This window comes from Streptomyces sp. NPDC006265, from assembly GCF_040613555.1.
In the GTDB taxonomy this organism is placed as follows: domain Bacteria; phylum Actinomycetota; class Actinomycetes; order Streptomycetales; family Streptomycetaceae; genus Streptomyces.
Map to the genome: position 1 here is coordinate 4,668 of NZ_JBEXSH010000084.1, position 12,953 is coordinate 17,620.

General features: G+C 72.7%; 5 protein-coding genes and 4 pseudogenes. All 9 read left to right on the forward strand.

Features of this window, described 5'->3' with window-relative positions; genetic code table 11:
* Positions 1–1,653, forward strand: a pseudogene (locus tag ABZ281_RS10210) (hypothetical protein); the annotation flags it as partial.
* Positions 1,654–1,792: 139 nt separating this feature from the next.
* Positions 1,793–2,248 carry a YbaB/EbfC family nucleoid-associated protein gene (locus ABZ281_RS10215; RefSeq protein WP_356653980.1) on the forward strand — a complete coding sequence of 152 codons (456 nt, stop codon included), beginning with the start codon at positions 1,793–1,795 and terminating at the stop codon, positions 2,246–2,248.
* A gap of 2 nt (positions 2,249–2,250) precedes the next feature.
* A complete protein-coding gene (locus tag ABZ281_RS10220; protein ID WP_030838425.1) occupies positions 2,251–2,628 on the forward strand; it encodes a hypothetical protein in 378 nt (125 codons plus the stop codon).
* 81 nt (positions 2,629–2,709) lie between these two features.
* On the forward strand, positions 2,710–7,518 hold the full coding sequence (locus tag ABZ281_RS10225) for a hypothetical protein (RefSeq protein ID WP_356653982.1): 4,809 nt from the start codon (positions 2,710–2,712) through the stop codon (positions 7,516–7,518).
* 16 nt (positions 7,519–7,534) lie between these two features.
* Entirely contained in the window at positions 7,535–8,383 is an 849-nt protein-coding gene (locus ABZ281_RS10230; protein ID WP_356653984.1) for a menaquinone biosynthesis protein, read from the forward strand.
* A gap of 94 nt (positions 8,384–8,477) precedes the next feature.
* Positions 8,478–9,520, forward strand: a pseudogene (locus tag ABZ281_RS10235) (serine/threonine-protein kinase); the annotation flags it as partial.
* Between the two features lie 329 nt (positions 9,521–9,849).
* Positions 9,850–10,632, forward strand: a pseudogene (locus ABZ281_RS10240) (serine/threonine-protein kinase); the annotation flags it as partial.
* A gap of 162 nt (positions 10,633–10,794) precedes the next feature.
* Positions 10,795–12,246, forward strand: a complete 1,452-nt coding sequence (locus ABZ281_RS10245; protein WP_356653986.1) for a PQQ-binding-like beta-propeller repeat protein — start codon at positions 10,795–10,797, stop codon at positions 12,244–12,246.
* Positions 12,247–12,344: 98 nt separating this feature from the next.
* Positions 12,345–12,953, forward strand: a pseudogene (locus tag ABZ281_RS10250) (cell division protein FtsK); the annotation flags it as partial.

A 12,953-nucleotide genomic window follows, 5' to 3' on the forward strand; every position in this document is an offset into this window, starting at 1 on the left:
GACGGCGTGAAGGTGACGAACCCGGACGGCTCGGTGACGTCCCTGGGCGACGACGGCAAGCTGACCACGACCTTCCCGGACGGCACGGTCCAGAAAGTCGACCCCACGACCGGCCAGACCACCACCACCGACCCCGACGGCAAGGTCACGACCACCGATCTGGGCAGTCTCGGCGACCTCAACGGCGGCCTCAACGGTGGCCTCAACGGCGGCCTCAACGGCGGACTCGGCGGCGGCGACGGCGTGCTCGACACCCCGACCGGCGGCAACACGCAGCTGACCAGCGGCGGAGACGTGACCACCGACTTCCCGGGCGGCAGCAGCACCAGCTTCGACCCGGACAGCGGGGTCCTCACCACGACCCACCCCGACGGCTCGGTCACCACGCAGAACCTGGGCGACGGCGTGAAGGTGACGAACCCGGACGGCTCGGTGACGTCCCTGGGCGACGACGGCAAGCTGACCACGACCTTCCCGGACGGCACGGTCCAGAAGGTCGACCCCACGACCGGCCAGACCACCACCACCGACCCCGACGGCAAGACTGTCACCGAGAACCTCGGCAGCCTGGGCGGTCTCAACGGCCGCAACTCCCTCGGCGACCTGGGCGACCTGGGCGACCTGGGGAACCTCGGGGACCTGAACTCCGACCTGCCGACCGAGTCGATCGGCGACCTCGGAGACCTCAACAGCGGCCGGGCAGAGGGCCTGCAGACCCCGACGGGCGGCCACACCGCCTTCGACGACGGCGACTTCACCACAACCTTCGCCGACGGCGGCAAAGCCACCTTCGACCCCGACAACGGCATGCTCACCACCACCCGCCCGGACGGCACCACAACGGTCACCGACCTCACCCACGGCGCGAAGGTGACCAACCCGGACGGCTCACAGAGCTTCCTCGACGACGGCCGTCTGACCACCACCTTCCCCGACGGCAGCAAGCAGGTCATCGACCCCGACACCGGCATCGCCACGATCACCGATCCGCAGGGCAACACCGAGAAGATCGACCTGCGCGATCTCAACTCCTCCGGCGGCAAGGACGTGTCGGACCTGCTCGACGACCTTGACCGGACCGGCCGCGACGCCGTCACGAGCCGGGACGTGCCGTTCTCCGAGCTGGGTCTCGGCGGGGGCGGAGGCGGCGGCGCGAGCAGCGGGGGAGCAGGCGGCGGCCTGTCCGGGGCGGACGCCCTCTCCCCGGACGTCACCGCCACGAACGGTGTCGCTCCCCTGTCCGACAGCGCCGCGAACCAGCTGGGTGCCCCGCTCCAGTCGACCGCCGCGGCCGGCACCCCCGGCGCTCCCGGTACGCCCGGCACCCCCGGCATGCCGATGGGCGGCATGGGCGGCATGGGCGCCGGTGCGGGCGGCGAGAAGGGCAACGGTGAGCGGGTGCGCGCCGTCCTCGTCGACGCCGTGGAGGAGAGCGAACGCCGCAACCGACGGCGGCGCAACCCGTGGCACCGGCAGGAGGACAACGACACCTTCCTCGCACCGGCCCCCCGGGTGACGACCACCGGCGGCGACTCCCCGGAGCGGGAAGCGGAGCAGAATCACAGGTCCACCAGCTCCGCAGGCTATCTGGAGGAGGACGAGGACGTGTGGGGCACCGAGGAGGGCGGCAACCCGGCCGTCATCGGGCGGTGAGCACGGTGACATGCCCGGAAGACCGGACCCGGCCTTCCTCGTTCCACCGTCACCAGGCAAGATCAGCACTGCAGTTGACGCCTCGGATGCCATGTCCGCAGGCACAGACGGGTGTCCGACACGGAAGGGCGGAGCGGGAGTGACGGAGCCGCTGGAGAAGCGCATGGAGAAGGCGATGGCCGAACTCCACGCCGCGCAGGAGGCGGTCGCGCGCACCGAACGCGAGCTGCGTCAGGCGTCGTTCGCGGTGCTGTCCTCCGACCGCGCGGTCCGCGCCACCGTGGGTCCCCAGGGCGAGCTGACCGGCATCGAGTTCCTGGACCACAAGTACCGGGACATGTCCCCCCAGGAGCTGGCCGCCAGTGTCCTGGAGGCGGCGAGCGCGGCGCGCCTGAAGATGAACCGGCGCGTGATGAAGGCGATGGCGCCCTTCACCGAACCCAGCAGCGGCGTACCGGAGCTGAAGGGCTTCGAACTGGACTGGGAGCGCATCTTCGGCCCCGAGGTCCTGCGCGAGGACGACGACGACAAGGCACACGGCGACCCGGCCACCCCGGCCTGGCGGGACGCGCTCGGCGAGGACGGGGAGGACTGACGATGGGACAGCGCTACTACGTCGACCCGCACCGCATCGAGGCCCTGGCAGGGCAGCTGGAGGAGATCGGCTCCCTGGCCAGGAGCATGACCGAGGAGTTCCTCGACGAACTGGCCCCGACGGTCTCGTGGCCCGGCAATGAGGGCGAGTTCGCGGAGAAGGCCAAGCCGCAGGAGCAGAAGGAACGGCAGACCACCAAGGAGACCATGATGTCGTTCCGCGACGCCCTGGTGGAGATCACCGACGCCACGGTCGCGCAGGTCCGGATGATGAAGACCACCCGCGACCGCAACATCGAGGAGATCGAGCGGAACAACAGCGTCCTCGACACCCACGGCCTGAACGGCGACGGCGGCCCGGGCGGGCATGGCCGCCGCTGACCTCCGCACCCACGGCCGCTCCCACGCCCTGCCGGGAGCGGCCGCTCCGTCCTGCCCGAACCGCCTCCAGGACGGCCGGAGATGAGCATCAAGCCGTCGCCCGAGGTCAACGCGATGATCTTCATCCTGACCGGGGAGAGGCTCATCGACGCCGACGAGGACCTCGCGTACGAGAGCCGCCGGCCCTACTCGGGGCTGGGCCGCAAGCTCGACAGGATGTCCTCGCTGATCGACAAGTCGATCCACGACATCGCCGAGGTCATGCCGGACGACCTGTCCAAGTCGTATGCCAGGGCGATGGGCATGCTCATCGACGACGGCGGCAAGAACTACCTGCGCGCGTTCGCCGAGCAGCTGGACAAGATCGCCGAGGGCCGTCGCAAGACCTCCATGGACATCATGGAGTCCAAGTGGCAGGTGATCGCCGAGGTCATCCGGCTGCTGATCGAGATCGCCATCTACCTGGCGATGTCCTTCTTCACCGGCGGCGCCTCCGCCAGCCAGATCATGATGGCCAAGCTGCGCAGCCGCTTCATGATCCTCACCACGCTCACCCACCTGCTCCAGCGGCTGCACCTGGCGCCCTCGCTGACCGAGGCGTTCGCCGAGGCGTTCACCACGCTGGCGGTGCGGCTGGCGATGATGAACTTCGCCCCACAGGGACGCCGCCCGGACGGCATCGACTGGGGCGACGTCGGCAAGTCCGCCGCGTTCGGCGCCGCGGCGGGCGGGCTGACCAGTATCTTCGACGACTTCGCCAAGAGGCTCGTCAAGGGCTACGACAACAACTTCCTGAAGAACGGCCCGGACCTCGACTTCAAGAAGAACCCCAACCTGCGAAACATCCCGGGCCCGGAGTTCAAGAACAACGGCCCGGGCCCCCGGCCGGACCCCGACCCCACCCCGAACCCCAACGGCCCGGACAACGGTCCCGACCCCACCCCGTACGGCAACGGACCCACCCCGGGGACGAACACGCCGATCACCTTCCGGAACAACCCGCTGTCCTTCCGGAACAACCCCGACCTGTGGCGGAACAACCAGCTCCTGCGGAACAACGCCGACCGCCCGGGCGCGCTGGCCGGGCACTACGGGCTGAAGGGAACGGCCGACTTCCTCGCCGCCGGCGCCGGTGAGGCCCTCGGGGAGATCCTCATCAAGGGTGCCTTCGACGGGGACTGGTCCACCAACTGGTCCACTTTCGTCGGCGCGGGCCTCAGCAGCCAGGTCGAGGCCGGGCTCACCGGCACCGCCCAGAACACCGGCGCCGAACTGCGGCACGCCATCGACAAGTTGCGCAACCAGCCGCCTCCCACGGTCTCCGCCGGCGGCGACGGCACGGACCGCTCGCGGTCCTCGGACGCGTCGGGTGCCGGCAGCACCGCCCACCCGGACACGACGGGCGGCGCGGGTTCCCCGGCGCCCCTGCCCCCGCCTCTCGCAGAGCAGGACACCGGCTCGGGCGACGGCATCGGCAGCCAGTCGCCCCCGCCCTACTCCGCCGGGAACCCGCCGCCGTACACCAGCCCTGCTCCGCCGACGTACTCCCCGGGCAGCCTGCCCGTGACCGCCGCCGAGAACCAGCTGTGGCAGCAGGTCCACCACGGCCCCGCCGAGGTGCGCGAGCAGGCCCTGCGTGACCTCGCTGCCCTGCGCGGTTCCCAGCCGCCCGGCAGCCACGAGATCGGCGTCCGCGACGGACTGCGCGGCGACCTGGCCCAGCGGCCCGAGATCCGGGTGATCCCGGCGGGGAACGGCCCGACTGCCGAGATCGACACGGACGCGGTCCGCCGCGCACTGGAGAGTCTCGGCACGCCGGTCACCGTCGAGACGCCACTCACGGCGGGCACCGGCGGGCCCGCCGACCTGGACGCGACCGGGGCCTCGGCGGCGCCTGGTGTCGGTTCGGGTGGTGGTCCCGGGGTCGGTTCCGGTGGTGGTCGCGGTGTCGGTTCGGGTGGTGGTCCCGGTGTTGGCTCGGGTGTTGGCTCGGGTGTCGGTTCGGGTGTCGGTTCGGGTGTCGGTTCCGGCGTGGGGCCGGGCTCAGGTGCGGGTGCGGGCGCGGGCGCCGGAACAGGTACTAGTGCGGGTACGGGTACGGGTACGGGTGCTGGCACCGGCTCCGGTGCGGGTTCTGGTGCCGGTGGCCGCGCGGGTGGTGTCCCCTCGCCCGGTGGCAACGCCCCGTCCTCGTCCGCACCGCAGGGCCAGGGCAGTCGTGTCACGGACGGCACGGCCGGTCCCGCGCAGACGGACACCTCGCCGATGGGCCCCGGTTCCCCGGAGGCCGGCCCGGCTGCGGAGGCGCCCCCCCTGCCGGAGGCCACCGCACCGTCGGAGAGCGACGTCACGTCGAACTCCCCTGAGAGCGAGCCCGGTTCGGACACCGCGCTGACCCCGGATCCGCCAAAGGTGAGCACCACAGGTACGTACGCGGACACCGGTGATCCCGCAGCCGCGAAGGCACCCCCGCTGACCGTCGTCGTCTCGGACGGTCCGCCGCCGGGGGAGGGGTCGCAGCAGGCGTCCGAGGTGCTGGACTCCGCCGGGACGGACCGGGCCGTGGTGCTGGGCCCGGCGGCCGCGTCGGACGGGGCGGCGGGGCGCCCGGTGCGCTCCGCCGTGGAGCTGACCCGTGAGGGCCCCGGTGCCCCCGTCAAGGTCCGCCCGCTCAACGGCCCGCCGTCCGCCGTGACACCGGACGGCGCCGGGGCGGCCCCGGAGGCGACGGATCTCGCCGCCACCCCGGTCACCACCAGCTCCACGGACGTCGACTTCCCCGGCGCGGACGTGCTGCTGCCGCTCGCCGACGCACTCGGCGTGACCCCCGGCCCGGCACCCCGGCCCGTCACCGAGAGCAGCGAGAGCGCCGAGAGCATCCAGGGGCACCTCGGCCTGTCCGGCAGCACCGTCACGGACTCGAAGGCCGGCTCCTTCGCGCCGGTCGGCGCAGAGCCCACGGTCTCGAAGCTCACCACCTTGTCCCGCCCCTGGACCGAACCGGCCACGGACCTCCACCTGGAGTCCGGCGGCAACGGAACCGGTGGCGAAGCGTCCGGTACGGGCGCCGGTCGCGGGCCCGGCAACGGCGCAACCCCGCCCCCACCCCCCGCCATCACGCCGGACAGCCCCACGCCGGACAGCCCCACGCCGGACAGCCCCACGCCTGACGTACCCACGCCTGACGTACCCACGCTTGACGTACCCACGCCCGACGGCCCGGCACCCGGACGCTCCGCGCAGGAGAACCCCCCGCCGGCACCCCCCGTGCCGGCCCCGCCGCCCGGCCGCATCGTCGTACGGCCCGTGAGCCCGGGTCGTACCGCCGAGAACGGCGAGGGTTCCGCGCGGCGCGGGGGAGAACCGTCCGTCACCACCCTGGACGGTCACACGGTGCCCGTCGCGCAACTGCGGCGCTGGGTGCCGGACACTACCGCGCGGCCCCAACCGGGCCGTGCCGTACAGATGCTGACGATCTCGCAGAGCCCGGCCGAGGACGGAACGATGCACAGCGCGGCACGCCGCGGGCTGCTCGGCCAGGACACCTTCCGCGGCGTGCGCACCACGTCCACCGACACGGCCGCACAACCCCCGGTCGGCGCCCCTGGCTCCCCGGCCGGTACCCCGGCCACCCCGACGGGCACCGAGGTCCCCCCCGTCCGCCGTACCGTGTTCACCGGCCCGCCCGCCCCGCTCCCCGGCTCGGGCACCGAACGCGGTGCCGACTACTTCGTGGCGCACGCCACCTCCCGTACCGTCACCCTCGGCACCGAGGACGCCGCCCGTCCCTCCGTCACGGTCAGCGGCGTACAGCTCGGCGAGGTACTCAAGTCCTGGGCGGGGGACGGCGATCAGGACCGGCCCCTGGTGCTGTTCTCCTGCAAGACGGGGCGGCAGCCGCGGGTGGCCGGCCTGCCGGTGGCGCAGCACGTGGCGAACCGTACCGGCCGGCCGGTGTACGCGCCGACCACCGAGGTCGGCACGGCCCGGGACGGGCAGGGCGAAGTCCGGGCCGTCCTCACCGAGGGCCCGGACGGGCCGGGGCGTTGGCGGCTGTTCACCCCGGAGCCCGGCGGCGCCGACCTGGACCGGCTGGCGCGCGTCGCCGGTCTGCACGCGGGCCCCGAGCCCGCCGACGCCTTCGCCCGCGCCCGTACCCTCCAGCAGATCCGCACCCTGCGCGACGCCCTGGGTCCGGACGCCGAACAGCGCCCCGAGAACCACGAGTTGCTCGCAGGCCTCGCCTACGTGGACGGCCTGCGCTGGCTCAGCCCGGCGACCGCGGCCCGCTACGGCGACGGCCGGATGACACCGGACCTGCTGCGCCGGATGGTCCTGGACCGGCCCGGCGCGGTGACCGGCACCGGCTCCGCTCCGGATGCGGCCGGTCCCACGGCCGAGCAGTACACCGCGTTCCTGCGGGCGGCATCCGAGCTGCGTGCCACGGCGGGACGCGACACCACGCTCGACGCCCTGCTCCCGCCGCCGCCCCCCGCGCTCCCGCCGAGCACCCTGGTCTCGCCGGACGACGTGCGCGGACTCTCCTACGCACCCGGCGCCCAGGTCACCTGGTCGCTGGCCCCCACCCTGCTGCCCCTGTCCGAGCTGGCCCTCAGCCCCGAGGACACCGCCGAACTCGCCCGTCGCAGGCCCGACCTGGTGCCCGCCACGAGCCGCCCGGCCCGCGGTCACATGCTCCGCAGGCTCTGTACTGCAAGGGAAACCAAACTGCAACTTGCGACGAGCCTAGCACGCAGGCCGCGGAATGCAATAGGGGTCAAGATCACGTCACCCGAATGTTTGAACATCCTCCGGCCGACTGGCGGAGGAGGCGCCCGCAACGGCCCCACACCCCGACGGCGGGGTCGCGCGCCGGTCCGTACGCCGTGAGGGCTAGCCTCACGATGTGGACAATCCTCGCACCCGGCCGCGCGTCGGCCACATCCAGTTCCTGAACTGCCTGCCCCTGTACTGGGGGCTCGCGAGAACGGGCACGCTCCTCGACTTCGAGCTCTCCAAGGACACCCCGGAGAAGCTCAGCGAGAAGCTGGTGCAGGGCGAACTCGACATCGGTCCGATCACCCTCGTCGAGTTCCTCCGGCACGCCGACGACCTGGTCGCCTTCCCCGACATCGCTGTCGGCTGCGACGGCCCGGTCATGTCCTGCGTGATCGTCTCGCAGGTCCCGCTGGACCGGCTGGACGGCTCCCGCGTCGCCCTCGGGTCGACCTCCCGCACCTCCGTGCGCCTCGCCCAGCTGCTCCTCGCCGAGCGCTACGGCGTCCAGCCGGACTACTACACCTGCCCGCCCGACCTGAGTCTGATGATGCAGGAGGCCGACGCCGCCGTCCTCATCGGCGACGCCGCGCTGCGCGCCAACATGCTCGACGGGCCGCGCTTCGGCCTGGCCGTGCACGACCTGGGCGCGCTGTGGAAGGAGTGGACGGGCCTGCCGTTCGTCTTCGCGGTCTGGGCGGCCCGCCGCGACTATCTGGAGCGCGAGCCGGTCATCACGCGCCGGGTGCACGAGGCCTTCCTCGACTCCCGCAACCTCTCCCTGGAGGAGGTCGGCAAGGTCGCCGAGCAGGCCGCCCGCTGGGAGGCCTTCGACGAGGAGACCCTCGCCCGCTACTTCACGACCCTCGACTTCCGCTTCGGCGGCCCGCAGCTGGCGGCGGTCGCCGAGTTCGCACGCCGGGTCGGCCCGACGACCGGCTTCCCGGCGGACGTGAAGGTGGACCTGCTCCAGCCGTGAGCCGCGCGGTGCTCGCGCACTACTCTGCCGGGGGAGTGCAGGCGTACCGGGACCACGGTCGTCCCCGCCTGCCCACGGGGGAGGGGTGACGCCCATGCGGCCGCTCGACGTCGACGAACCCACCGTCGTGGGGCCCTACCGGCTGCTCGGCCGGCTGGGCTCCGGCGGCATGGGCCGGGTCTACCTGGGCCGCAGCGCCGGTGGCCGCACGGTCGCCGTGAAGATCGTGCATCCGCACTTCGCACTGGACGAGGAGTTCCGGGCACTCCTCATCCGCACTTCGCGCTGGACGAGGAGTTCCGGGCGCTCCCCCAAGTTCTCGGCTTCGCTCGAGCAGGGGGGGGGACCCCCATCGGCGTGAGGTCGACGCCGCGCGCCGGGTGGGCGGTGCCTGGACAGCGCCCGTCCTGGACGCGGACCCGGGGGCGCGGGTGCCCTGGGTGGCCACCGCGTACGCCGCCGGCCCGTCCCTGTCGGCCGCGGTCGCCGACGGCGGACCCCTGCCGGCCCCGACCGTACGGGCCCTGGGCGCGGGACTCGCCGAGGCGCTGGCGGCGGTGCACGAGCTGGGCCCGGTGCACAGGGACGTGAAGCCTCGAACGTCCTGCTGACCCTCGACGGCCCCCTGCTGATCGACTTCGGGATCGCCCGGGCCACCGACGGCACGGCGTCCCTCACCTCCACCGGCGTGTCGATCGGCTCGCCCGGCTACATGTCGCCCGAGCAGATCCTCGGCAAGGGCGTCACGGGAGCGGCCGACGTCTTCTCGCTGGGCGCGGTCCTCGCCTACGCGGCGACCGGCCGGCCCCCGTTCCCGGCGACTCCTCCGCCGCCCTCCTCTACAAGGTCGTCCACGAGGAACCGGAACTCGGCCTGCTGGACGGCGAGTTGCGGGGCCTCACGGCGCAGTGCCTCGCCATGGACCCGGAGGCGCGGCCCGCCCCGGCGCAGCTGGCCCGTCGACTGGCCCCCGAGGGCGCGGCGCGGCTCGTGGCCGGCCGGTGGCTGCCGGGGGCGCTCGTGGAGCAGGTGAGCCGCAGTGCCGTGCAGCTGCTGAACCTGGAGGCGACGGGGGCCGGGGCGGCGGGCGGGGCCGGGGGGCCTTCCGGGCCGGTCGGGTTCAGCAGCCCCTCGGTGGGCGAAGTCGCCCCAGAGCCCGTGGCCCCAGTACATGTCGAACGGGACCAGCGGCATGAGGAGGAGGACGAAGCCGGGGAGCACCATGCAGCCGAACAGGCGCTCTCCGGCCCTGGCCTTCACCCGGCGAAGGGACGGCGGACGCCCTGCCCTGTGCTCGTACCGCAAGGCAGGTCCAGCCGCCTTCCGCCGCTTCGGCTTCGCCGAACTCCCGCTCATGGCCCCTAAATCTCACCTTGGCTCGGGCGCTCACTACTGTGTCTGCGAAAGCGAACACCATCACACACGAATGACGCATGCCCCATCGGGCCATGCCGGGAAGGCCCACCGTGGAGGCACTGCAGCCGGACGATCCAGTGGAGTTGGGCACCTACCGGCTTCTACGAAGACTCGGCGCCGGCGGCATGGGCCGTGTCTACCTCGCCCGTTCGCCCGGTGGTCGCACCGTGGCCGTGAAGGTCGTACGTCCGGACCTGGCCGCGGACGGCGATTTCCGCGACCGCTTCCGGTATGAGGTCGAGACGGCCAAGGCCGTCTCCGGCCGCTTCACCGCCCCGGTCGTGGACGCCGACCCGGACGCACCCCTGCCCTGGCTGGCGACGTCGTACGTGCTCGGCCCGGACCTCACGGACGTGGTCGCCGCCCACGGCGCGCTGCCGGAGCACACCGTCCGGGCGCTGGCCGCCGGTCTCGCCGCCGCCCTCCAGGAGGTGCACGCGGCCGGGCTGATCCACCGCGACATGAAGCCGTCGAACGTCCTGCTGGCGGCGGACGGTCCGCGCGTCATCGACTTCGGCATCGCGCGCGCCGTGGACGGAAACCGTATGACACAGACGGGAGTCGTGGTCGGCTCTCCCGGCTACATGTCACCGGAGCAGGCGCTGGGCGAGAACATCGGTACGGCGAGTGATGTCTTCTCGTTGGGCGCCGTACTCGCGTTCGCCGCGACCGGCCGGAGCACCTTCGGCCATGGAACCGCCTCGCACGCCTCGCTGCTGTATCAGGTCGTGCACGGTGAACCCGACGTCGAGGGCGTACCGCAGCAACTGCTGGGCCTCGTCCGCGCATGCCTCGCGAAGGACCCGGCGCAACGGCCGGCACCGGCCGACATCGTGGCGGCGCTCGCCCCACAGGGGGTCGAGGACGTCCTCAGCGACTGGCTGCCGTCGGCGGTCTCCTCGACGATCGCCACACATGCGGCCGGCATCCTGGACCTGGAGGCACCGCACCAGCCGCAGCCCGCGGCCGCCGCGTCCTTCGGGCCCGCACCGGCGATGACGGCCGGGACACCGCAGTCACCGGGCACACCGACCCCGGGCTACGGGTATCCGCAGACTCCGGGATACAGCGGCGCCCCCGCGGCCGCCGCCCAGCAGACACCGGCCCCCGGCTACGCCACACCGCCGGGCGGGCTCCCCACCCCCGGGTACGGGACGCCCCCGCCCGGCCACGGTGTTCAAGGACACCCCGGTGCCTCGGGTCCGGCCTCCACCGTTGCCACCACCTCCGCCGCCCCTTCCCGCCGCCGCGTTCTCGGTCTCGCGCTCGGCGGTGCCGCCGCCGTGGCACTGGCGGGCGGCGGCACCGCCTGGTGGCTCGGCCGGAGCGACGACACCACGGACGGGGCGAGCGGCACGAACGGCGCCGGTTCCGCCCAGCCCGCCGGGGAGAACTTCACCACCCCGCCGGCGGGAGTCGCCCCCCAACCCCTGTGGCACGAGACGGCGGCGGAGGACAGCACCACCACCGACGTACCCCTCCTCATCCATGACGGCCTGCTCTTGATCAGCGGCGACCCTCTGGTGGCGTACGACGTGAAGACCGGTGAAACCCGCTGGTCGAAGCCCGATGTCTGCGCCCCCGGTTCCCCGCTTCTGTTCCACGACGGCAAGGTGTTCCTCACCGACAGCGGCGTCGAAGGAGTCCTCGTCGCCCGGGACGTGAAGACCGGCGAGGAGGTGTGGCGCAGCCGTCTCGGCAAGAAACTCGGCATCGAGAGCACCATCGCCATCGACGAAAAGAACGTGTACGTCACGGCGACCGACTACGCACAGGCCCAGAGCGCCACCGACTACCGCACCGCCATCGCCGCGATCAGCCACAGCACCGGGAAGAAGGTGTGGTTGCAGCACCGCGACTGGGGCACGCGGGACTATGACGTCCAGGGCACCGTCTCCGGCAAGTACCTCGTCTACGCGGACTCCAACCAGAACCTCACCGTGCGCGACACCGCGACCGGCGACCAGTTGTGGACGCAGAAGATCGGCGACGACTGGGCCTGGCAGCCCACGGTCGCGAACGGCCTCGTCTTCCTGCCCGGCGAGAAGCTGACAGCCGTCGACGCGGAGACCGGCAGCACCCGCTGGACGCTCTCCCCCGAAGGCCGCCGCGGCTTCAACAACCCGGCCGTCATCGACGGTGTGCTCTACATCAGCGACTACGACCGCGGCATCTGGGCCGTCGACGTCAAGACGCACCGGCGGATCTGGCTCTGCGAGGACCAGAACCGTGGCGGGCCGGGGACGTTCGTGAGGGTCGGCACGACGCTGTACTGCGCCGCCGGGCCCTTGTCGGGAGGCGTCATCGCCCTCGAAGCCAAGACCGGCACAGTGCGCTGGACCTGGACGGACGACAACGACTCCGGCGCCCCGTGGCAGATCGCGACGGCAGGAAACCGACTGTTGGTGACGAACGGACCGGAGATCTACGCGATGCCGGCGGTGTGAGGCCGGGGCGCCGGGGCGCGATGCCGGGGACTGCCATAGTCTCCGTTAGCTGAAGTTGACGAACGTGGCCACAGGGGCCGACGGGGAGGACGACCATCATGCGGATGCTGGTCACGGTCGTACGCGAAGGCGGTGAGCCGGAGGACGTCGTCATCACCACCGACGACACCGCCACGGCAGGCGATGTCGCGGAGGTGTTGGCGCACGCCGTCGGACAAAGCATCGACCCGCCAGGTGGCGGGTCGGAGAACGTCGTGGCGATGCCCGGGACCTCACTGTCCTCGCTGCCCGGTTACGGAACGGCGGTCGCCGGGGCGCCGGTGCTGTGGGCAGACGGTGAGCTGTGCGACCCCGCGACACCGGCGGCCGGCGTCCTGCGGGACGGCATGCGCGTCTCCGTCGACCCCTCGATAGGCCCGCTGCTGCGCAAGGGCGAGCCGGTCGGGCAGTACGAACTGCGCGTGGCGGGCGGTCCCGGCGCGGGGCGCGTGGTCCGGCTGGGCGTCGGCGCGGCAACCGCCGGATCGGCGCCGACCTGTTCGCTCCCCCTGCCGGACGCCTCGCTGCCGGCGGTCGCCCTCCGGCTGACCATCGACCTCCAGGGCAACGTCACCCTCACCCCGGAGGCCGGCGCCGGTGTCCGGCTGAACGATGACGCGGTGACGGCCGGGACTCCTTGGCCCCTGGGCGGTGTCGTACGGGTGGGC